The 21,630-nt window shown below is 70.2% G+C and carries 20 protein-coding genes; 8 read left to right on the forward strand and 12 right to left on the reverse strand.

Features of this window, described 5'->3' with window-relative positions; translation table 11 throughout:
* Window positions 1-17: 17 nt before the first annotated feature.
* Entirely contained in the window at window positions 18-3,425 is a 3,408-nt protein-coding gene (locus RAC69_RS03855; protein WP_375085207.1) for a pyruvate carboxylase, read from the reverse strand.
* A gap of 93 nt (window positions 3,426-3,518) precedes the next feature.
* On the opposite strand from RAC69_RS03855, the gene RAC69_RS03860 reads away from it, so the two are divergent.
* Window positions 3,519-4,331 carry a ParA family protein gene (locus tag RAC69_RS03860; RefSeq protein WP_341934050.1) on the forward strand — a complete coding sequence of 271 codons (813 nt, stop codon included), beginning with the start codon at window positions 3,519-3,521 and terminating at the stop codon, window positions 4,329-4,331.
* Window positions 4,332-4,433: 102 nt separating this feature from the next.
* Here the strand turns inward: RAC69_RS03860 and RAC69_RS03865 are convergent, their stop codons facing one another.
* The 3 genes from RAC69_RS03865 to RAC69_RS03875 all read right to left on the reverse strand — a co-directional run bounded on the left by RAC69_RS03865 (window position 4,434) and on the right by RAC69_RS03875 (window position 6,247).
* A complete protein-coding gene (locus RAC69_RS03865) occupies window positions 4,434-4,979 on the reverse strand; it encodes a MerR family transcriptional regulator (RefSeq protein WP_096715689.1) in 546 nt (181 codons plus the stop codon).
* A 99-nt stretch (window positions 4,980-5,078) separates the two neighbouring features.
* A complete protein-coding gene (locus RAC69_RS03870) occupies window positions 5,079-5,762 on the reverse strand; it encodes a MerR family transcriptional regulator (RefSeq protein ID WP_341934049.1) in 684 nt (227 codons plus the stop codon).
* Window positions 5,762-6,247 (reverse strand): FHA domain-containing protein, encoded by a 486-nt coding sequence (locus RAC69_RS03875; protein WP_375085210.1) that lies wholly within the window; start codon window positions 6,245-6,247, stop codon window positions 5,762-5,764. The genes RAC69_RS03870 and RAC69_RS03875 overlap by 1 nt, the downstream gene beginning before the upstream one ends.
* A 100-nt stretch (window positions 6,248-6,347) precedes the next feature.
* On the opposite strand from RAC69_RS03875, the gene RAC69_RS03880 reads away from it, so the two are divergent.
* Together RAC69_RS03880 and lpdA are read left to right on the forward strand one after the other, a co-directional pair.
* Window positions 6,348-7,031, forward strand: coding sequence for a copper resistance protein CopC (locus tag RAC69_RS03880; RefSeq protein ID WP_375085211.1), 684 nt, complete (start codon window positions 6,348-6,350; stop codon window positions 7,029-7,031).
* Window positions 7,032-7,040: 9 nt separating this feature from the next.
* Complete coding sequence (lpdA, locus tag RAC69_RS03885; protein ID WP_375085213.1) at window positions 7,041-8,438, forward strand: dihydrolipoyl dehydrogenase; 1,398 nt, start codon at window positions 7,041-7,043, stop codon at window positions 8,436-8,438.
* A 57-nt stretch (window positions 8,439-8,495) separates the two neighbouring features.
* Here the strand turns inward: lpdA and RAC69_RS03890 are convergent, their stop codons facing one another.
* The 6 genes from RAC69_RS03890 to RAC69_RS03915 all read right to left on the reverse strand — a co-directional run bounded on the left by RAC69_RS03890 (window position 8,496) and on the right by RAC69_RS03915 (window position 12,110).
* Window positions 8,496-9,206 carry a methyltransferase domain-containing protein gene (locus RAC69_RS03890; RefSeq protein WP_375085215.1) on the reverse strand — a complete coding sequence of 237 codons (711 nt, stop codon included), beginning with the start codon at window positions 9,204-9,206 and terminating at the stop codon, window positions 8,496-8,498.
* Entirely contained in the window at window positions 9,203-10,360 is a 1,158-nt protein-coding gene (locus tag RAC69_RS03895; protein WP_375085216.1) for a type III polyketide synthase, read from the reverse strand. Before RAC69_RS03895 ends, RAC69_RS03890 begins: the two co-directional genes overlap by 4 nt.
* A gap of 51 nt (window positions 10,361-10,411) precedes the next feature.
* A complete protein-coding gene (locus tag RAC69_RS03900) occupies window positions 10,412-11,044 on the reverse strand; it encodes a CYTH domain-containing protein (protein WP_375085218.1) in 633 nt (210 codons plus the stop codon).
* Complete coding sequence (locus tag RAC69_RS03905) at window positions 11,037-11,252, reverse strand: response regulator (protein WP_341934042.1); 216 nt, start codon at window positions 11,250-11,252, stop codon at window positions 11,037-11,039. Before RAC69_RS03905 ends, RAC69_RS03900 begins: the two co-directional genes overlap by 8 nt.
* 35 nt (window positions 11,253-11,287) lie before the next feature.
* Window positions 11,288-11,758: a prepilin peptidase gene (locus RAC69_RS03910; RefSeq protein WP_375085219.1), complete on the reverse strand. Its 471-nt coding sequence runs from the start codon at window positions 11,756-11,758 to the stop codon at window positions 11,288-11,290.
* 61 nt (window positions 11,759-11,819) lie between these two features.
* The gene (locus RAC69_RS03915; RefSeq protein WP_375085221.1) at window positions 11,820-12,110 is read right to left on the reverse strand and encodes a DUF1905 domain-containing protein; all 291 of its coding nucleotides are present in this window, start codon (window positions 12,108-12,110) and stop codon (window positions 11,820-11,822) included.
* 115 nt (window positions 12,111-12,225) lie between these two features.
* Between RAC69_RS03915 and RAC69_RS03920 the strand changes: the two genes are divergently transcribed.
* Genes RAC69_RS03920 through RAC69_RS03930 form a run of 3 tightly spaced genes read left to right on the forward strand, consistent with a single transcriptional unit; the run spans window position 12,226 to window position 18,016 of the window.
* A complete protein-coding gene (locus tag RAC69_RS03920) occupies window positions 12,226-13,017 on the forward strand; it encodes a hypothetical protein (protein ID WP_341934039.1) in 792 nt (263 codons plus the stop codon).
* The gene (locus RAC69_RS03925; protein ID WP_375085223.1) at window positions 13,014-14,552 is read left to right on the forward strand and encodes a DNA polymerase Y family protein; all 1,539 of its coding nucleotides are present in this window, start codon (window positions 13,014-13,016) and stop codon (window positions 14,550-14,552) included. Before RAC69_RS03920 ends, RAC69_RS03925 begins: the two co-directional genes overlap by 4 nt.
* Entirely contained in the window at window positions 14,552-18,016 is a 3,465-nt protein-coding gene (locus tag RAC69_RS03930; RefSeq protein WP_375085225.1) for an error-prone DNA polymerase, read from the forward strand. Before RAC69_RS03925 ends, RAC69_RS03930 begins: the two co-directional genes overlap by 1 nt.
* A 40-nt stretch (window positions 18,017-18,056) precedes the next feature.
* Here RAC69_RS03930 and RAC69_RS03935 read toward each other — a convergent pair whose 3' ends face one another.
* Window positions 18,057-18,443, reverse strand: a complete 387-nt coding sequence (locus RAC69_RS03935; RefSeq protein ID WP_375085226.1) for a hypothetical protein — start codon at window positions 18,441-18,443, stop codon at window positions 18,057-18,059.
* A 396-nt stretch (window positions 18,444-18,839) separates the two neighbouring features.
* Between RAC69_RS03935 and RAC69_RS03940 the strand changes: the two genes are divergently transcribed.
* Window positions 18,840-19,700 carry a DUF72 domain-containing protein gene (locus tag RAC69_RS03940; RefSeq protein ID WP_375085227.1) on the forward strand — a complete coding sequence of 287 codons (861 nt, stop codon included), beginning with the start codon at window positions 18,840-18,842 and terminating at the stop codon, window positions 19,698-19,700.
* A 54-nt stretch (window positions 19,701-19,754) separates the two neighbouring features.
* On the forward strand, window positions 19,755-20,708 hold the full coding sequence (locus RAC69_RS03945; RefSeq protein ID WP_375085229.1) for a hypothetical protein: 954 nt from the start codon (window positions 19,755-19,757) through the stop codon (window positions 20,706-20,708).
* Between the two features lie 19 nt (window positions 20,709-20,727).
* Here RAC69_RS03945 and RAC69_RS03950 read toward each other — a convergent pair whose 3' ends face one another.
* Window positions 20,728-21,627 carry an alpha/beta hydrolase gene (locus tag RAC69_RS03950; RefSeq protein ID WP_375085304.1) on the reverse strand — a complete coding sequence of 300 codons (900 nt, stop codon included), beginning with the start codon at window positions 21,625-21,627 and terminating at the stop codon, window positions 20,728-20,730.
* Between the last annotated feature and the right edge of the window lie 3 nt (window positions 21,628-21,630).

The raw sequence follows: 21,630 nt of genomic DNA on the forward strand, positions 1-21,630 counted from the left end.
CCCTCGCCCGCACAAGATTAGTGCGCCGAACGGATGACGACCAAAAGGTCTCCCGCGTCGACCTGCTGCGTCTCGCCGATGGCGAGGCGCTCCACGACGCCGGCGACGGGGGCGGTGATGGCGGCCTCCATCTTCATCGCCTCGATCGACGCGACCGGTTCCCCTGCTGCCACCGACGCTCCGACCTCGGTCTTGAGCGTGACGACACCGGAGAACGGAGCAGCCACCTGACCGGGCACCGAGGTGTCGGCCTTCTCGACCTCGTGCGCGTCGACCACCACGGATCGATCGCGCACGAACACCGGGCGCAACTGACCGTTGAGCGTCGTCATCACGGTGCGGATGCCGCGTTCGTCAGCGTCACCGATGGCCTCGAGCCCGACGTACAGCTGCACGCCGCGGTCGATCTCGACGAGGTGCTCCTGCCCCTGCACGAGGCCGTAGAGGTAGTCGGCCGTGTCCAGCACCGAGAGATCGCCGAACAGCTCGCGCATCTGCGCGAACTCCCTGGCCGGGACGGGGAAGAGCAGTGTGTTGAGGCGCTCGCGCCGTTCGGCGCTCTCCCCGCCGAGGGCCCGCTCGTCGTCCGCGGAGATGTCGGTGAGGCCGGTCCGGACCGAGCGGCCGGCCAGCACCTTGGAACGTAACGGCTCCGGCCATCCGCCCGGCAGGTCGCCGAGCTCCCCCGCCATGAAGCCGACGACCGAATCCGGTACGTCGTACTTCTCGGGGTTCGCCTCGAAGTCCGCCGGGTCCGCCTTCACGGCGGCGAGGTGCAGGGCGAGGTCGCCCACCACCTTCGACGACGGGGTGACCTTCGGCACGCGGCCGAGGATGCGGTCGGCTGCCGCGTACATGTCCTCGATGAGCTCGAAATCGTCGGCGAGGCCGAGAGCCTTCGCCTGCTGGCGGAGGTTCGACAGCTGACCCCCGGGGATCTCGTGGTGGTACACGCGCCCCGTGGGTCCGGGCAGGCCGGACTCGAACGGGGCGTACTGGCGCCTCACGGCCTCCCAGTACGGCTCGAGGTCCGAGACCCCGGCGAGATCGATGCCGCTGTCCCGCTCGGTGTGGGCGAGGGCCGCGACGAGCGACGACAGTGACGGCTGACTCGTGGTGCCGGAGAGCGGAGCGGATGCCGCGTCCACGGCATCCACGCCCGCGGCGCTCGCGGCGAGCAGGGTCGCGAGCTGCCCGCCGGGAGTGTCGTGAGTGTGCAGGTGCACGGGCTGGTCGAAGCGCTCTCGGAGCGCCGTGACGAGCTTCGCCGCAGCGGCGGGACGCAGGAGACCGGCCATGTCCTTGATGGCGATGACGTGCGCGCCGGCGTCGACGATCTGCTCCGCGAGGCGCAGGTAGTAGTCGAGCGTGTAGAGGTTCTCGGCGGGATTAAGCAGGTCGCCCGTGTAGCACAGCGCGACCTCGGCCACGGCGGTGCCTGCGCCTCGCACGGCGTCGATCGCCGGCCGCATCTGACCGACGTCGTTCAGCGCGTCGAAGATGCGGAAGATGTCGATGCCGCTGGCCGCGGCCTCCTGCACGAACGCGTCGGTGACCGCCGCGGGGTACGGCGTGTACCCGACGGTGTTCCGCCCTCGCAGCAGCATCTGGATGGCGATGTTCGGCAGGGCGGCCCGCAGCGTGTCGAGGCGCTCCCACGGGTCCTCGCCGAGGAAGCGCAGCGCGACGTCGTAGGTCGCCCCTCCCCAGGCCTCGACCGAGAGCAGTCCCGGCGTCAGTCGCGCGAGGTAGGGGGCGGCGGCGGCGAGATCGCGGGTGCGGACGCGGGTGGCGAGCAGCGACTGGTGCGCATCGCGGAACGTCGTGTCGGTGATCGCGAGAGCGCTCTGCTCGCGCAGACTGCGCGCGAACCCCTCCGGTCCGAGCTCGAGCAGCCGCTGCCGGGAACCCGCGACCGGCTCCGTCGAGAGGTCGATCGCGGGGAGCTTGGCGCGCGGATCGATCACACCGGGATGCGTGCCGTGCGGCTTGTTGACCGTGACGTCGACGAGCCAGTTCAGGATCTTCGTACCGCGGTCCTTGGACGCCCGCCCGCGCAGGAGTTCGGGTCGCTCGTCGATGAACGACGTGCTCACGTCACCCGCGATGAACGCCTGGTCGTCGAGCAGAGCCTGGAGGAAGGGGATGTTCGTGGAGACACCGCGGATGCGGAACTCGGCGAGAGCGCGACGCGCCCTCGCGACCGCCGCCGGGAAGTCGCGACCGCGGCAGGTGAGCTTCGCGAGCATCGAGTCGAAGTGCGGGCTGATCTGCGCGCCCTGGTGCACCGTACCGCCGTCGAGACGGATGCCTGCTCCGCCCGGCGAGCGGTAGGTGGTGATCTTGCCCGTGTCCGGCCGGAAGCCCTGAGTCGGGTCCTCGGTCGTGATGCGGCACTGCAGGGCGGCGCCACGCAGGTGCAGGTCCTGCTGCTGCAGGCCGAGGTCGGCGAGGCTCTGTCCCGCCGCGATGCGCATCTGACTCTGCACGAGGTCGACGTCGGTCACCTCCTCGGTGACCGTGTGCTCGACCTGGATGCGGGGGTTCATCTCGATGAAGACGACCTCGCCCGAGCGCTCCCCCGCCGTCTCCAGCAGGAACTCGACGGTGCCGGCGTTCTCGTAGCCGATCGATCGGGCGAACGCCACGGCGTAGCCGTGCAGCGCGGTGCGCACGTCGTCGTCGAGGTTCGGGGCGGGCGCGATCTCGACGACCTTCTGGTGCCGGCGCTGCACCGAGCAGTCGCGCTCGAACAGGTGAACGGTCTCTCCGGTCTTGTCGGCGAGGATCTGCACCTCGATGTGCCGCGGCCGCACGACGGCCTGCTCGAGGAACATCCGCGGGTCGCCGAAGGCGCTCTGCGCCTCGCGCATCGCCTCTGCCAGCGCGGGCGCGAGCTCCGCTGCGGACTCGACGCGTCGCATTCCTCGACCGCCGCCGCCGGCGACGGCCTTCGCGAAGAGGGGGAATCCGATCCCCTCGGCCTGCGCGACGAGCGCGTCGACGTCGTCGGATGCCTCGGTCGACCGCAGCACGGGCACTCCCGCCTCGACGGCGTGCCGCTTGGCCTCGACCTTGTTGCCCGCCATCTCGAGCACGGATGCCGGCGGGCCGATGAAGACGATCCCGTTCGCCGCCGCCTTCTCGGCGAGGTCGGGGTTCTCGGACAGGAACCCGTAGCCGGGGTAGATGGCGTCGGCGCCGGCCTCCTTGGCGACGCGGATGATCTCATCGACGTCGAGGTACGCCCGGACCGGATGCCCCCGCTCACCGATCTCGTAGGCCTCGTCGGCCTTCAGCCTGTGGACCGAGCCGCGGTCCTCGTGGGGGAAGACGGCCACCGTCCTCGCTCCGACCTCGACTGCCGCACGGAAGGCACGGATCGCGATCTCGCCGCGGTTCGCCACCAGGATCTTCTGGAACATGCACACCTCTGAGAGCTCGATGCGCGACGCAATCGGCGCGCATGGGGCGGGGCTGAGTGTGCACCCAGCCTAGGGGAAGGTAACGTGGAGTCCGTGCACGTACTCAGCGTCAGCTCTCTCAAAGGAGGCGTCGGCAAGACGACCGTGACACTCGGACTGGCCTCAGCGGCCTTCGCCCGCGGTGTCCGCACTCTCGTCGTCGACCTCGACCCCCAGTCGGATGTGTCCACCGGAATGGACATCCAGGTGGCCGGTCGGCTCAACATCGCCGACGTCCTGGCCAACCCCAAGGAGAAGGTGGTCCGTCAGGCGATCACCTCCAGCGGCTGGGCCAAGGTGCACCCCGGCACCATCGACGTGCTCATCGGCAGCCCGTCGGCCATCAACTTCGACGGTCCGCACCCGAGCGTCCGCGACGTCTGGAAGCTCGAGGAGGCGCTGGCCGCGGTCGAGGCCGACTACGACCTCGTCCTCATCGACTGCGCGCCGTCGCTCAACGCCCTGACGCGTACCGCGTGGGCCGCCAGCGACCGTGTCATGGTCGTCACCGAGCCCGGCCTGTTCTCCGTCGCCGCAGCCGACCGTGCGCTGCGCGCGATCGAGGAGATCCGCCGAGGCCTCTCCCCTCGCCTGCAGCCGCTCGGCATCGTCGTGAACCGCGTGCGCCCGCAGTCGATCGAGCACCAGTTCCGCATCAAGGAGCTGCGTGACATGTTCGGCCCGCTCGTCCTCTCGCCGCAGCTGCCGGAGCGCACGTCGCTGCAGCAGGCGCAGGGCGCGGCGAAGCCGCTGCACATCTGGCCGGGAGACTCCGCCCAGGAGCTCGCCGCCGACTTCGACCAGCTCCTCGACCGCATCATCCGCACCGGTCGTATCCCTGTCTCGGAGTCCGGCGCCCAGGCGTGAGCCGACGGCCCTGAGCCCTCTCCCTACGCGAAACGCCCGCTCATCGAGCGGGCGTTCTCCGTACGCGGTGCGGTTCCGAGGGGTCCAGCGATCCCGACGGGATCAGGCCGAGCGCTTGGCGCGACGGGCGCTGAGCTCGTCGACGGGGTCCGGCGCGGTCGGGTCGAACTCGACCAGGGTCGACTCCACCTCGCGCAGCACCTTGCCGACGGCGATGCCGAAGACGCCCTGTCCCCGACTCACGAGGTCGATGACCTCGTCGTTCGACGTGCACAGGTAGACCGAGGCGCCGTCGCTCATGAGAGTGGTGCCGGCGAGGTCGCGGATGCCGGCACGGCGCAGTTCATCGACGGCGGTGCGGATCTGCTGCAGGGAGATGCCGGTGTCGAGCAGGCTCTTGACGAGCTTCAGCACGAGGATGTCGCGGAAGCCGTACAGGCGCTGCGAGCCCGAGCCGCTCGCGCCGCGCACGGTGGGCTCGACGAGCTCGGTGCGGGCCCAGTAGTCGAGCTGACGGTAGGTGATGCCGGCGGCACGGGCGGCGACCGCACCGCGGTAGCCGACCTCATCGTCCATCGCCGGCAGGCCGTCGGTGAAGAGGAGTTCGGTCACGAACCGCGGGTCGTCTGCACGCTCGTCCGCATTCATCTGAATTCCTCTCTGGAGCCGTTACCTCCACGGTAGAGCAGGCCCCCGGCAGCGGCAACGACATCCGCGACACCTCGAAGGTGTGTCGCAATCAGTTCGTTACGAAAGCAGTTTCGCGATCGCTTCCTTCACGAAGTGCGACCGCACCTCGTCGATCTTGGCTGCCAGATTCGGCGCCATCTCCCCCGCCTTGCCACGGGATGCGGCATCGGTACGACGCAGCAGAGCCGACAGCGCCGACTCGATGAGCGCGACCTCGCGGTCGGCGCTCTGCCGCAGCGAGCGGAGGTGACGCGGTTCGATGCCGTGCCGGTCGAGAGCGACGAGACCGCGCATCAGCGCGACGGTCGACTCGGGATAGGTCTCCTGCGCGGTGACGACGCCGGTGCTGATCGCGTCGTTGAGCAGCTGCGGCCCGGCTCCCGCCGCGGACAGCAGCTCATCACGGCGGTACCGACGCGGAGTCGGCGCGATCGACGGCGGGGCGGTGAGCGCGGCATCCCCGCCCGCCTCCGCCTCGTCGAGCTGCTCGCGGATCACGCTGAGCGGGAGATAGTGATCGCGCTGGAGCGTGAGACCGAGGCGCAGACGCTCGATGTCGGCCTGTGAGAACTTGCGGTAGCCGGACTCGGTCCGCGACGGGGTGACGATGCCCTGCACCTCGAGGAAGCGCAGCTTGCTCGACGTCAGGTCGGGAAACTCCGGCGTGAGCCTCGCGAGCACCTGACCGATGCTCAGAAGGCCCGCGGACGCCGAGCGTTCACGGGCGGGGGAAGCCGCCATCAGGCGTTCGCCGCGACTCGATCGACCGGGGAGACGAAGAAGTTCAGCCGGAACTTGCCGACACGCAGCTCCGAGCCGTCGACGAGGACGCTGCGGTCGACCCGCTCGCCGTTCACGTACGTGCCGTTGAGCGACCGCTGGTCGATGATCTCGAAGGTCGCCCCGCTGCGGGTGATCTCCGCGTGACGCCGCGACACCGTCACGTCGTCGAAGAAGATGTCGGCCTCCGGGTGGCGCCCGACGGTCGTCACGTCGGTGTCGAGGAGGTAGCGGGCGCCGGCGAGGGCGCCCGAACGCACGAGGAGGAGCGCCGAGCCCGCAGGGAGGGCCGCGATGGCGCCCTGTTCGACGTCGGTCAACTCCACGCCGAACGGCACGAACGAGAGGTCGGAGTCGTGCCCGAACGTCTGCGTCACGTCGTGCCTCTGCTCGCCGGAACGGTGGATCGCGGCGTCTCCGCCCGGTCGGCTGTCGCTGTCTGTCACTGTGCCCTCCTAAGCGTCCAGACTAACTGATCGGCGGGCGCTCGCGGGAGCGCGGATCGGCACTCAGCCGTCGTATATCGGCCGCTCCTAGGCTGAGGGTGTGAAAACCGTCGCCCGTCGTCGCCCTCTCGTCCCCGTCGCTCTGGCCGCCGCACTGCTCACGGCGTTCCTCCTGTTCGCCGCGCCGCTGCCCGCATCGGCGCACGACAGCATCCTCGGCTCGTCCCCCGAGGCGGACAGCACGGTCGACACGCTCCCGACGACGCTCACTCTGACGTTCAGTGCCAAGCTCATCGACGGAGACGGCGCGACGGAGGTGGTCGTCACCGACGCCTCGGGCGCGTCGGTCACCGACGGAGCCGCCGCGGTGGACGGCGCGATCGTCACCCAGCCGCTCGTCGCCGAGGCAGCGGCCGGCGCGTATCACGTGATCTGGAAGATCGTCTCCAGCGACGGCCACCCCACCTCGGGCGAGTTCGACTTCACCGTCGCGAACAGCACGGTCGTCGCCCCCACTCCCGACCCGAGCGCCACGCCCGAGGCGACCCCGTCCGCGGAGGCGACGGCCGCTCCGGCCGCGACGCCGACGCCCCAGCCCTCCGCGTCCGCGGCGGAGGACGGGTCATCGGCCACCACCTGGATCTGGCTCCTCGCGATCGCCGGCGTGCTCGCCGCAGCGGTCGCGGGTGTCATCGCGGTCGCCCTGAAGGGCCGTGCCCGCGACGCCGAGACCGCCGCCGCCGACCCCTCGGAACCCGATTCCGGCACCCCGTCAGAGCGATAGGCTGGACGCATGCCTCACTACGATGTCGTCATCCTCGGTGCCGGTCCTGGTGGATACGTCGCCGCCGTCCGCAGCGCACAGCTCGGCCTCTCCACGGCCATCATCGAAGAGAAGTACTGGGGCGGTGTCTGCCTCAACGTCGGCTGCATCCCCTCCAAGGCTCTCCTCAAGAACGCGGAGCTCGCGCACACGCTGAACCACAAGGCCGACTTCTTCGGCATCTCGGGTGAGTTCACGATCGACTACGGCAAGGCCTTCGACCGCAGTCGCGTCGTCGCGGACGGCCGCGTCAAGGGCATCCACTTCCTGATGAAGAAGAACAAGGTCACCGAGTACGACGGCCGCGGCACGTTCACGGGGCCGAAGTCCATCTCGGTCGCCAAGTCCGACGGCACGACCGAAGAGGTCACGTTCGACAACGTCATCATCGCCACCGGCTCCAAGGTGCGCCTGCTCCCCGGCGTGCAGCTCAGCGACAACGTCGTGACCTATGAGGAGCAGATCCTCAGCCGCGAGCTCCCGAAGTCCATCGTCATCGTGGGCGCCGGCGCCATCGGCATGGAGTTCGCCTACGTCATGACGAACTACGGCGTGAAGGTCACGATCATCGAGTTCCTCGACCGTGCACTCCCCAACGAGGACGCGGACGTGTCGAAGGAGATCGCCAAGCAGTACAAGAACTACGGCGTCGACATCCTCACCTCCACGAAGGTCGAGAGCGTCGTCGACAACGGCTCCTCCGTCACGGTCTCGTACACCGGCAAGGACGGCCAGCAGGCGTCGATCGAGGCCGACAAGGTGCTCATGTCGGTGGGCTTCGCGCCCAACGTCGAGGGCTTCGGACTCGAGAAGACCGGCGTCACGCTGACCGAGCGCGGCGCCATCGACATCGACGACCACATGCGCACCAACGTCGAGGGCATCTACGCCATCGGCGACGTGACCATGAAGCTGCAGCTCGCGCACGTCGCAGAGGCGCAGGGCGTGGTCGCGGCCGAGACCATCGGCAAGGCGGAGACCCAGACCCTCGGCGACTACCGCATGATGCCGCGCGCGACGTTCTGCTCCCCGCAGGTCGCGTCGTTCGGCCTGACCGAGCAGCAGGCCAAGGACGAGGGCCGCGAGATCAAGGTCGCGACCTTCCCGTTCATGGCGAACGGCAAGGCGCACGGTCTCGGCGAGCCCGTCGGCTTCGTCAAGCTGATCGCCGACGCCGAGCACCTCGAGCTCATCGGCGCGCATATGATCGGCCCCGACGTGTCGGAGCTCCTGCCCGAGCTCACGCTCGCGCAGAAGTGGGACCTCACGGCGCTCGAGCTCGCTCGCAACGTGCACACGCACCCGACGCTGTCCGAGGCCCTGCAGGAGGGCTTCCACGGCCTCGCCGGCCACATGATCAACTTCTGATCACGACGTCTCGAAGGCCCGGTCCGCTCAGGCGGTGCCGGGTCTTCGTGCGTCTCGTCAGGTCTTCTGCCAGGTCGCCTCGAGTCGGGCCGGGAGCCTGCCGCGCACCTGCCATCCCTCGGGGACCGCTGCGGCGAGCTCGCGCGGCGTATACGAGCGTCGGATGCTGATGAGACCGTCCTCGCGGATGAACGAGCCGCGGAACAGGGTGCGCGCGAACGGCCAGGTCGCGGCCGCGAACAGCGCGTAGGCGGCCGGACTGCGGGCGATGTCGCGGTGCACCACGATCCCGCCCGGTGCGAGGAGGTGCCGAGAGTCGTCGAGTACGCCCTGCAGCTCGCCGTCGCCGAGGTGGTGCAGCACGTGGTTCGAGAAGATCACGTCGAACTGCGCGCCTTCGGCGACGAGCTCCGACGACAGGGCGTGTCGGTACTGGATGCCCGCCCCGCGGTCGTGCCGTGCGGCCCAGTCGATCGCCCGCGCATCCGCATCGAGCGCGGTGATCGAGCCCGTGAGCCCGTCGCGCCGCAGACGGGCCGCGACGAGGCGGCACACGTCGGCTCCGCCCGCCCCGATGTCGAGGATGCGCACCGGTCCGCGCCGTGCGCGGGGACGGATGTCTCGCCGGTAGAGCAGCCCCGGCCGGGAGACGAGCGCGTTCACGATCCCGAACCGCTCATAGGTGCGCTCCAGCATCCCGAGATCGGCTTCGGCCTCGTCCATGAGCTCGCGCACGCGCACGTCTCGGACGGAGAGGTCGTGGTTCATGCGGCATCCGGCGCGACCACGGTCATCAGCGCGCTCTCCGCCGTGAGTCCGGGCCCGAAGGCCATCGCCGCCACGCGGGCCCCGTCCCGGGCTCCCTCGTCGAGGATCCGCTTGAGCACGAAGAGGATCGTCGCGCTCGACATGTTGCCCTTCTCGCGCAGGGTCTCGCGCGCCGGCGACATCTGCTCGTCACTGAGATGCAGTCGATCCTGGATGCGATCGAGGATGCTGCGCCCGCCGGGATGGATGGCCCAGTGCTCGACGCGGTCTCCGACCCGACCCTGATCGAAGGCCTCCGCCAAGTCTTCGTCGCGGGCGTACAGGGGCCGGAGGGCGCCGATGATCGTCTCCCCGATGATCTGCGGCACCGCCGTCGAGAGGATCATCTCGAAGCCGCTGTCGCCGATCGTCCACGCCATGTCCTTCTCGCCCTCCTCGGCGATCGCGGTGTGGAAGCCGTCGAGCACCACTCCGCGCTCCCCCGTCGGCAGCTCGCGGGCGGTCACGATTCCGGCGGCGGCGCCGTCGGCGAAGAGCGAGCACGCGACGATGAGGTCGGGGTCCTCGGACGACCGCAGGTGCAGCGTGCACAGTTCGACGCTCACCACCAGCACCACCGCTTCCGGGTCGGCCGCGCAGAACTGGCTCGCGGCCTTCAGCGCGGGCATCGCCGCATAGCACCCCATGAATCCGAGGTGGTACCGCTGCACGCTGTCGCGCAGACCCAGCGCGCGGACGATCTCGTATTCCGGCCCAGGGGCGTGGAAGCCCGTGCAGGAGACCGTGATGACATGCGTGACATCGGCCGCCTGCAGGTCGGGGTCGGCATCGAGCGCACCGCGGGCGGCGGCGATGAACAGAGGAGTCGCCTCCTGCACGTAGACCTCGTTGCGGGTCTTGGTTCCAGGTGCGAGCAGCAGCCCCGACTCGCGGTCGAAGAACGTCGGGTCCTCGCTCTGCACGGCCTGCGACAGCTCCGCGATGACGGTGTGCCGGCTGTCGATGCCCGATCCGTTGAAGGAGGCGCCGATGAGCCGACGGCCGAGACGACCGACGTCGGGCTGCGAGGCGAACAGATCGCGCACCTCGTCTTGCGGGAGGACGGTGTCGGGGACGATCGTGTGCAGCGATCGGAGGACAGCGGGACGGCTCATCCTGTCACTCAAGCACGAGCCGCCCCGGAGCCGGAAGGGGGTTGCGCTCCCCTAGAAGCCGAGTGCTCTCGCGAGCTTGGAATCGGATGCCGCTGCGCGCCCGCCCACGGCGGAGATCGCCTGTTCCGCCGCGGCGAACAGCGCCTCGCGCCCGTCGGCGTCGGCGGGGGCTGCCGGCCCCAGTTCGAGCTCCCACTCGCGCCATTCGCGCCGCACCTCCTGACGCAGATCCGTGGCTCTGACGTGGTCGTCGACGAACTCGGCGATCACGCCGTCCTGCCCGGTGAGCAGGTAGGCGGTGCGCTGGTTCTCGATGCGTGCGAGCGGGGTCAGCTCGGCCGTCGTCCACCGTGCGAGCGTGTCGACGATCGCCGGCGGCACGGACTCGTCGTCTCCGAGCGGCCACCCCATCTCGAGACGTCCGTCGCCCTCACGAGGGCCCTTGATGTGCCAGCCGGCGTCGGGGCCTCCGGTGCGGCGTCGGAGCGCCACCCCCGAACGCGACAGCGCGGCATCCGCCGTGTCGAGGTAGCGGGCGTCGAGCTCGCGCACCTCTCCGGCCGACACCGCGTCGACGCCGGGAAGGCCGCGCCAGTCGGGCAGCGGCGTTCCCAGGTCGACGTCGTATTTGCGCTCGACCTCGACGACGCGCGACGGCGCGGCGCGGTCGTGCGGATCAGTCATCCGAGGGGTTGAGTTCCTCGAGGGACTCGTCGAACCAGTAGTCCAGTTCGGTGGGGCCGTCGGAGTCGCCGGTGTTCTGCGCGTCTCCGCGGCGGTTGTACACCACCTGCGTCTCGCTGTAGGGGACGATCAGCTTGTCGTCCGCGTCGTCGTCGAGAGGAATGATCTGCCCGTCGAGCGGGCCTCCGTGGAGTCGTGCGAGTGCCATGTGCTCACCATAGCGCCGTCGCCTCGGTTCCGTTCTCAGCCCACGGCGAGGCCGAGCACCGCGCCGGCGATCATCCACGGGCCGAAGGCGATGCGGGTGGCACCGTTCGCGCGACGGAGGAGCATCAGCGCGCAGGCGAAGAGGGCCCCCAGCAGGAAGGCGGCCGCGGCGCCGACGACGAGTTCCTGCCAGCCGTGCCAGCCGAGCACCAGGCCGATCACGGCGGCGAGCTTGACGTCTCCCCCACCCATTCCGTCGCGGCTGAGGAGACGCAGAAGCGCGTAGAAGCCGCCGAGGATGAGGAGCCCCGCCCCGCCTCGAGCCAGCGGCGCCGCGTCGTGCGTGAGGACGGCGTCGACGAAGACCAGGAGCAGCAGTGCGCCGAGGGTCGGGAGCACGATCCGGTCGGGCAGGCGGTGGGTGCGGAGGTCGATCACGACGAGCCGGGCGGCGACGATGAGGAGGCCGAGATGCACGAGGGCGATGAGCACGGGACGCGGATCCATCCGGGAAGGCTAGGGAATGCCCGGACGCGGTGCGTGACGGGTGTGGATAACCGTGAACTGGTCAGAGATCGATGATGTCGAGGTCGACGATCACCACGCCGCCCTCGGTGATGCCCTGGGCGTCTCGGATCGCTTTCTTGAGCGGGAGCACGAAGGCCGCCCCGTCGAAGAAGATCGACGTGCTCCAGAGGGAGGCGCCGATGCGCGCGCGTACGCGCAGGGACCCGAAGCCGCGCCGCGGGGCGGGAAGTTCGCGGATCTCCCGCGAGATCTCCTCGGGCATGGTCGCGAAGAACCAGTCGTCGACCCGCTTCTCCCAGCGGGTGACGGCGCTCTCGAACTCGATCTGCATGGGCCCAGGGTAGTCAGGGCCTCCGACATGACCGTTCGCGAAAAGGATGTCGGAGGTTCGAACTATCGTTGTTCCTCCAGTTGAGATATTAGAATATATATTCGAGGATGGAAGCATGGGGATCGGACTCGATGCGATGTCGACGATCTCCCCGGCGGGAGACTCCCGCGCCGGGGAGGTGCTCCGACTGCGCCGGGAGATCAGCCGCATGCAGCGCCGCCGCAGCGACCTTCCCCTGCTCCCTGTCGACGAGGCCCTCGCCCCGCTGCTCCCCGATCAGGGCTTGCAGGCCGGTGCCGCGTACACGGTGTCGCCCTCCCCCAGTCTCGTGCTCGCCCTGCTCAGCGCCGCCTCCCGACGAGGCCTCTGGTGCGCGGTGGTCGGCATGCCCACGCTGGGCGTCGAGGCGGCCGCCGCTTTCGGGATCGAGCTGCCGCGGCTGATCCTCGTCCCCGACCCCGGCGACCGCTGGCTCGCCGCCACCTCCGCTCTCGCCGAGGTCGTACCCCTCATCGCCGTGCAGCCGGGAGGACGGGTGCGCGATGCCGACGTCTCCCGCCTGAGCGCCCGGCTGCGCGATCGAGGCAGCACCCTGCTGGTCACCGAGTCAGCGCACTCCGGTGCGTGGCCGCAGAGCGAGGGCGCCATCCGCCTGCACGACCAGCAGTGGGAGGGCATCGGCGAGGGGTGGGGGCTGATCGAGGGATCGACGGCGACCGTGACCGCGCGCACCAAGCACACCCCGATGGGCGCGAGCGTGCGGGTACGCCTGCCGGGCAGCCACGGTGCCGTCGAGGCGATCTCCGAGCAGACGGCTGCGGAGACCATCACCGAGCTGACCGCGCTGCCGACCCGGCGCGACGATGATTCGGCCCCGCCCGAGTACCCGCTGGCGGTGGCCGGATGACCGCTCCCCTGCGCGTCCTGGTCCTCTGGTTCCCCGACTGGCCGCTGCGCGCGGCCCTGGGCGGAGCGCCGCCGCATCCGCCCACCGCGATCGTGCACGCCAACACGGTGGTCGCCTGCACGGCGTCGGCACGAGAGCACGGCGTGCGCGCGGGGCAGCGACGCCGCGTCGCGCAGGGGCACATCTCGTCGCTGCGGGTGCTCCCGCACGATCCGGCCCGGGACGAGCGGGCGTTCCTGCCCGTGCTGCAGCTCATCGAGAAGCACGCACCGGGCGCCGCCCTCCTGCGCCCCGGCCTCGCCGCGCTGCGGGCACGGGGCATCTCGCGCTACCACGACGGCGAACCGGAAGCCGGTCACGCGCTGATCCGCATCCTCGGCGAGGCGGGGTATCCCGAGGTGCGCGTGGGGGTCGCCGACGGCCCCTTCACCGCAGAGCTCGCCGCCCGGGGCACAGGCCCCTGCACGGTGGTGCCCTCCGGACGTGCCGAGGAGTTCCTGCATCCTCTGCCCGTCGGTGTGCTGCGCGACGAGCAGCTCACGGGGCTGCTCACCCGCCTCGGGGTGCGCACTCTCGGCGAGTTCGCCCGGCTCGACGCGATCGAGGTCCGCGACCGCTTCGGCGAGCGCGGGGCCCGGCTGCACGCCCTCGCGGCCGGCGCGGACTCCCGGGCGGTCGTGCCCCGTCCGCCCGACCCGGAGCTCGTGCGCTCCATCGAGTTCGAGACCCCGCTGGCCGGCGCCGACCAGGTGGCCTTCGCGGTGCGGCAGACCTCGGATGCGGTGATGCTCGCCCTGGCCGACGCCTCTGTGGTGTGCACGGAGGTGCGCATCGACCTCACCGACGACGACGGGCGCGTGTACTCCCGCACGTGGCTGCACCCGACCTGCTTCGATGCGGCGGACCTCGTCGACCGCGTGCGCTGGCAGCTCGAGGCGCTGGCGGCCGAGTCGGCGAAGGAGCCCGTCGACGAGGCGCGGGCCTTCGGCGGCATCGCGATGGTGCGCATCGTGCCGACAGCCGTCGACGACGCCGCCCATCATCAGCCGGGCCTCTTCGGCTCGGGCACGGACGAACGCCTCCACCACGCCGTCTCCCGCGTGCAGACGATGCTGGGCCATCAGGGCGTCGTGACGGCCGCGCTCTCCGGAGGGCGCTGGCTCGCCGACCGCCAGGTGCTCACGCCCTGGGGCGAACGGCCCGTCGCGCCGCGCGACCCCGATCGCCCCTGGCCGGGCAGCCTCCCCGACCCGCTTCCCGCCGAGGTCTTCCGGCCCCCTCGGCCCATCGGCGTGCAGACATCGGACGGGGAGTCGGTGAGCATCGACGAGCGAGGGGCGCTCTCCGCGGTCCCCGCACGCATCGACGGCGACGAGGTGCGCGCCTGGGCCGGCCCCTGGCCCATCCACGAGAGGCGCTGGGAGAGCACCGGCGGCAAGAGAGGCCATCGACTGCAGATCGTCGACGGCCACGACCGCGCGTGGCTGGTCTTCTCGGCCGGCGACCGCTGGTGGGCCGAGGGGCGGTACCGCTGATGGGGTGGCACAATCCCCCGCAGACCTGGCGCGAGCTCGAGCGCACTCTGAGCGGCGAGGAGTCGCCGTATCCGATCGGCGGCCCCGAACCCCGGCTCGACCGTCCCGACCCCGGACCGGTCAGCACCCGGAAGAAGCGGAACCCCCCGACAGCGGTCACCCGTCCGACCGACCCCGCGCCCTACGCCGAGCTGCACGCGCATTCCTCGTACTCCTTCCTCGACGGGGCGTCGTCACCGGAGGACCTCCTGGCCGAGGCCGAACGGCTCGGCCTCACCGCGCTGGCCCTCACCGACCACGACGGCTTCTACGGCGCGGCGCGCTTCGCCGAGGTGGCGGAGCTGATGGAGGTGCAGGTGCAGACCGTGTACGGCGCCGAGCTCTCCCTGGGCCTCGACGGACCGCAGCGCGGGGCGGCCGACCCCGTGGGCGATCATCTGCTCGTGCTCGCCGACGGCCTGGAGGGCTACCACCGCCTGTCGGCATCGATGACGGGAGCGCACCTCCGCGGCGGGGAGAAGGGGCGGCCGGTCTACGACATCGACGAGCTCGCGGCGACGGCGGACGGGCACTGGACGGTGCTCACCGGATGCCGCAAGGGCGCCGTCCGCCGCGGGCTCGAGGCCGGCGACGCGATGACCCCGCTGCGGCATCTCGTCGACCTCTTCGGCAGGGACCGCGTGGTCGTCGAGCTCTTCGACCACGGCGACCCGCAGGACACCCGCCGCAACGACGCCCTCGCCGACCTCGCCCGAAGGCTGCGGCTCCCTGTCGTGGCGACGAACAACGTCCACTACGCGACACCGGACAGGGCCGCTCTCGCCGAGGCGGTCTCGGCGGTCAGAGCGGTGCGCAGCATGGACGACCTCGACGGCTGGCTCCCCGCGCACGGGGGCGCGCACCTGCGCAGCGGCGCCGAGATGGCCGCCCGGTTCCGCCGCTACCCCGGGGCGATCTCCACCGGGCTCGAGATCGCCGCGGCATCCGCTTTCCCGCTGCGCCGTGCGCGGCCGGCCCTCCCGAAGCAGGAGGTGCCGGAGGGGCACACCCCCATGACCTGGCTGCGGCACCTCGTGTGGGAGACCGTGCCGACGAAGTACCCACGGCTGGACGACGAGGGCCGCCGACGCATCCACCGCGAGCTCGACGTCATCGAGGAGAAGGACTTCCCCGGCTACTTCCTCATCGTGCACGGCATCGTCGCCGAGGCGCGGCGCCGCGGCATCCTGTGCCAGGGCCGCGGCTCGGCTGCGGCGAGCGCGGTCTGCTATCTGCTGGGGATCACCGCGGTCGACCCCATCCTCTACCGACTGCCGTTCGAGAGGTTCCTCGCGACCACCCGCTCGGAGGAGCCGGACATCGACGTGGACTTCGACTCCGACCGCCGCGAGGAGATCATCCAGTGGGTGTACCGCGAGTACGGGAGGGAGCGCGCCGCGCAGGTCGCGAACGTCATCCAGTACCGACCCAAGAACGCCGTGCGCGACATGGCGAGGGCGCTCGGGCACTCCGTGGGGCAGCAGGACGCGTGGTCCCGCCAGGTCGACGGCTGGAGCTCGGGGTTGGAGGTCGCGGACGAGCACGACATCCCGGCGAACGTCCTCGAATACGCGGGCGAGCTGCTGAAGGCTCCCCGGCACCTCGGCATCCACTCCGGCGGCATGGTGCTGACGGCCAGGCCGGTGGGCGAGGTCGTCCCCGTCGAGCACGCCCGCATGGAGAACCGCACCGTCATCCAGTGGGACAAGGACGACGCGGCCTGGATGGGACTCGTGAAGTTCGACCTGCTGGGCCTGGGCATGCTCGCCGCCCTGCAGCACTGCTTCGATCTGATCCGCGATGCCACCGGGGAGGAGTGGACGCTGGAGACGCTGCCGAAGGAGGAGCCGGCCGTCTACGACATGCTCTGCCGCGCCGACTCGATCGGTGTGTTCCAGGTGGAGTCCCGGGCGCAGATCGGTCTGCTCCCCCGCCTGCAGCCGCGCCGGTTCTACGACCTGGCGATCCAGATCGCACTGATCCGCCCCGGCCCCATCCAGGGCGGGGCCGTGCATCCGTTCGTCCGCCGGAAGATGGCGAAGGATGCGCTCGATGAGGAGAACCGCGCCCGCGCCGCCAGGGGCGAGGAGCCGGTGGTGCTGGAGGTCCCGTACCCGCACGAGGATCTGAAGCCGATCCTGGAGCGGACCCTCGGCATCCCGATCTTCCAGGAGCAGCTGATCCAGATGGCCACCGCGATCGGCGATTGCACGGCCGACGAGGCCGATCTGCTGCGACGCGCGATGGGTTCCAAGCGCGGTCTCGAGAAGATCGAGAAGGTGCGCGACAAGCTCTACGCGGGGATGACGCGGCGCGGCCTCTCGAAGGATCAGTCCGACCGCATCTACGCGCAGATCCAGGCGTTCTCGAACTTCGGCTTCGCGGAGTCGCACTCCCTCTCGTTCGCGCTGCTCGTGTACGCCAGCTCCTGGCTGAAGCTGCACTATCCCGCGGCGTTCCTCGCCGGGCTCCTGCGCTCTCAGCCCATGGGCTTCTACTCGCCGGCGACGCTGACGTCCGATGCGCGCCGTCACGGGGTGGAGGTCCGCCGACCGGACCTGCACGCCTCGGGCGCCACCGACACCCTCGAGCCGCTCACGGAGACGACGGAGCGGATGCCGACGGGCCTCGACTCGTGCCGTGCGGCCGATCAGCCGGATACGCCTCGCTTCGACAGGACGCTGCCCGACGAGTCGGCGGCGCACCGGCGCGACGGCGGGTATGCGGTCAGGCTCGGTCTCAGCGGCGTCCGCGGCATCGGGCTCCCGCTCGCCGAGCGGATCGTCTCGGAGCGCGAGGCGCACGGCCCCTACCGCGACCTGCACGATCTCGTGCGGAGGACCGACGCCACGGCCGCGCAGCTGGAGGCTCTGGCCACAGCCGGGGCCTTCGAGTCGCTGGGGCTGCAACGACGGGAGGCGATGTGGCTCGCGGGGGCGGCGGCCGAGGATCGATCGCGCTTCCTGCCGGGGACCGTGGTCTCGGTGCAGCCACCGCTGTTCGCGGATCAGTCGAGCTACGAGCAGCTGTCGTCGGACCTGTGGGCGACCGGAGTCTCCACCGACGACCATCCGATGGCGCACTTCCGTGCGGCGCTGACGGATCGGGGCGTGCTCTCCTCGCGTGACCTGCAGTCGCACGAGACAGGCCGTCGGGTCGAGGTCGCTGGACTCGTCACGCACCGGCAGCGACCGGCGACCGCGGCGGGCGTCACGTTCCTCAACCTCGAGGACGAGAGCGGCCTGGTCAACGTCATCTGCTCGACCGGCGTGTGGGCGCGCTATCGCCGAATCGCTCGGGATTCGCCGGCGCTCATCATCCGCGGCATCCTGGAGCGCTCCCCCGAGGGCGTGATCAACATCCTCGCCGACGCATTCGAAGACCTGCGGACCGGTGTCGCACACCGTTCCAGGGACTTCCGCTGATCCCTCGATCAGCGGGTCACTGGGTCACTGGGTCACTGGGTCACCAGAAGCGGTCGGTCTCCGGCTCGGGCACTCCGCCTGATCCGCCCCAGCGGTCGGCCTCGGCCTTGGCCGCTTCGACCGCGGCATCGGCGCCGAGCAGCGCGGTGCGGGCGTTCGTCGCTCCGGCGCCGTCGCCCTCGACGTCGATCGTGAGCACCGTGCGCGCTCCCGTGCCGATCGTGACGGTGCAGTCGAGCACGCGCCCCGACCAGCGCACGACGTCGCCGCGTGCGGTCTCGTCCCGCACGTAGCGGACGCCGCTGTCGAGATCGACGATCTGCAGCACCGACGCCCGCCCGCTCTCCTCGTCGACCGCCTCCATGACGTCGACACGGTGCCCTCGCGCGACGGCAAGGTGAGCGTTCAGCACGAGCCTTCTGTCCATGGATCCACTCTAGGATCGCGCATGCCGAAGGCAACCCCGGGTGCGATTCTCACCGAGCGCTCGAAATCCGGAAGAAACATTCGTACATTTCTTTGTCCCCCAAATGGCGGACAAGCCGGATTAGCGATATTCTGCTCAGAGTAGCGGGGGCTACCGGCTGACTTATGGGGAGAACAGCCGAAGAGAGCAGCGAGATCTTCGCCGCCCTCCCCCTCCGTCCGGGCAGGACGGTGGGCCCTCTCGAGCGATCCATCTGGGGCGGATGACTCGAGAGGGCAACCAGTCCCGATCCCGCCCCGTGGTCCCGCGTACTGCGCCAGGCAGCGTCCGTCAACCCCGCTCCTACTGCCCTCACCCGGGGCCTACCGTCGGTCCTCCAGGGAGGATCGTGCACCCATGACCGCAGCTCGACCGAACCGTCGCATCCGCATCGGCGTCTCCGGGTGGAAGTACGCCAGCTGGCGAGGGGACTTCTATCCGAGGGGTCTCGCGCAGCGTCGCGAGCTCGAATACATCGGCGAGCACTTCTCCAGTGCGGAGCTCAATGGGTCGTTCTACTCGCTGCAGCGTCCGCAGAGCTATCTTCGCTGGCGGTCTGAGGTGCCGGAGGATTTCGTCTTCGCGGTCAAGGGCTCCCGCTACGTGACGCACATGCTCCGCCTGCGCGGCGCCGAACAGGGGCTGGCGAACTTCTTCGCATCCGGCGTCCTCGCCCTCGGCGCCCAACTGGGACCGATCCTGTGGCAGCTGCCGGAGCGGCAGAACTTCGACGCGGCCCTCGTCGAGGCGTTCCTCGCGAGCCTGCCGACATCCACCGGGGAGGCGCTCGAGCTCGCGAGACGGCACGACGAGCGTCTCGACGGCCGGGCCTGGCTGGAGATCGACGAGGACCGTCCCCTGCGTCACGCGCTCGAGCCGAGGTCGGACACCTTCGCCGATCCGGAAGCGCTTTCGCTTCTGCAGCGTCACGGCACCGCGCTCGTCGCCGCCGACACGGCCGGCCGCTGGCCCCGGTTCGACGCCCTCACGGCCGACTTCGCCTACGTCCGGCTGCATGGCGCGCAGATGCTGTACCACAGCGGCTACACCGCCGCCGAGGTCGCGGAGTGGGCCGGAATAGTCAGCGCCTGGGCCGATGGCTCGGGCTCGAGCGACGGCCTCCCGCGAGACGTCTACGTGTACTTCGACAACGACGCCCGCGGGCACGCGCCGCACGACGCAGAAGCGCTGGCGGCGCTCGTCGGCGCGCTCGTCTGAGGGCCAGCGGCGTCGGGTCGGACGCGGTTCAGGACCGACCGATAGGGTCGGAGCATGACTCGGGGGCGTCGACGCGGTGTGATCTTGGCGGTGCTGAGCGGCGCTCTTCTGGTCGTGATCGTGGCGATCGTCCTCGCCTGCACGCCCATGTCGCGCGCCGCACCGGGAGCGGTCGCACACGTGGAGGACGTCGTCGGCGACAGCGGCGAGGTGTCGGTGTCCGTCACCGAGCAGAACATCAACGTCACTCCGAGCTGCATTGTGAGAGTGCAGATGAACGACGACGTCGCAGAGGATGAGCTCGCTCGAGTGCTCGAAGACGTATGGGCAGCGCCCGGCGATTCCCCCTGCGTCGTGCAGAGCGTGGATACCGCGAGTCGCTCGACGATCTTCGGTGCCCCGCCGGTGGCCATGACTGCCGACACGGCTGCTGCCGTCGCCGCGGCCCTGCAGCGCTTCGATTCGGTATCCCTCTCCGTCAACGATGGCGGCAATCTGTTCGCCTTCGGATCGGCGCGAGAGGGCGACTTCTCGGATGCCGCCGAGCTGGTGCGGGCAGGCGTCGCGTCCGCGGCCCTGGAAGAGCAGTTCGGCCGTGTGGACTGGATGCTCACCTGGTCGGGCGAGGGCAGGCCCTACGACGATGCAGAGGTCACCAGCGACGCGACCCCCGACCCGCGACTCGCGGAACTCTTCGATGGACTCGCGGATCTGCGGGCATCAGGCGCCCTGGGGTCCGGTCCCGGTCCGGATTCCGCGGAACTCGACGCACCGATCACCGGCATGACGGTGAAAGCGGTCACCGAAGCGGGCGCGACGAGCGTCAGCGTCGCGATGACCGTCGCCGGGTGGGATGCCGAGAACCTCGTCGCCCGCGGCGGAGAGTTCGCACTGTCGAGCCGTGCCGCCGAGGCGGCTCGCATGATCGCTGAGCTCGGGGAGGAGATCGGCATGCCCGTCGGGTCGATCGTCGCGAACGACACGGTGGAGCTGGTCCCCGGTTCCTGAGCGTTCTTTCCCGGCGGCTTCAGGCGGGGTATCGCACGCTGAGTCCCGGCGGCACGGCCGTCGAGCGGGAGTGGCAGTTCCTCAGATAGCTGAGGAAGGACGCCTGGAGGCCTGTGACGTGGGTCTCGTGCATGAGCGCCGTCGAGACGTCGTCCGCACGCTCCGATCTGTGCAGCCGGTCCACCACCTCGAGGAAATGGCTCGCCAAGCGGCGGTAGATGGGCACCACGCCCACCGTCTCGACCTCGTTGACCGTCAGATGCAGGCGTTGTGCGAACGCGGCGGTCCGCTCCGGCAACGCGTCGATGAGCGTGAAGATCTGGCTGTCCGGCCCCACCACACCAGGGCTGCCCGCCCCGAAGCTGGCGAACGGTGTCGCTCCGAGCAGCCAGGCGTACAGGGCGAACAGGCCTCCGTAGGAGTACCCGAACAACCCGTGCCCGGAGTCGCTCACCCGCACTCTCGTCTGCAGCGAGGGGTGCGGCTCCTCCGTCAGGAACGACAGGAATTCGTCGGCGTGGGTGTCGGAGAGCTGCGCGACGTACGCCTCGAATCGCTCCGGTGTCAGCGTCCCGGCGTCGCGCAGCTGCGTGAGCGTCGTCCTCATCTCGTCGCCGATGGGTTCTCCCGGCGGCACGAGATCGCGGTTGCGCAGATCCGACCACTGCGCGGCCTCAGCCCCGGCATAGCCGATGCTCACCTGGACGTACGGCGCGACCGTCAGGAAGGGGTCGGCCTGCGTGACGATGAGGGGTGCTGTCAAGCCCACCGACCAGTTGCCGTCGAGCACGTAGATCAGAGGATACGAGTCCTCGGACTCCGCATACCCGGGAGGCGTGGTCACCCAGACTCCGTACCGTCGCCCGGAGCGCGCCTCGATCTCGAAGTACTCGGTATCGGCCAGGCAGCCGCCCAGCATGTC

The organism is Microbacterium sp. LS_15, from assembly GCF_041954735.1.
Lineage (GTDB): Bacteria > Actinomycetota > Actinomycetes > Actinomycetales > Microbacteriaceae > Microbacterium.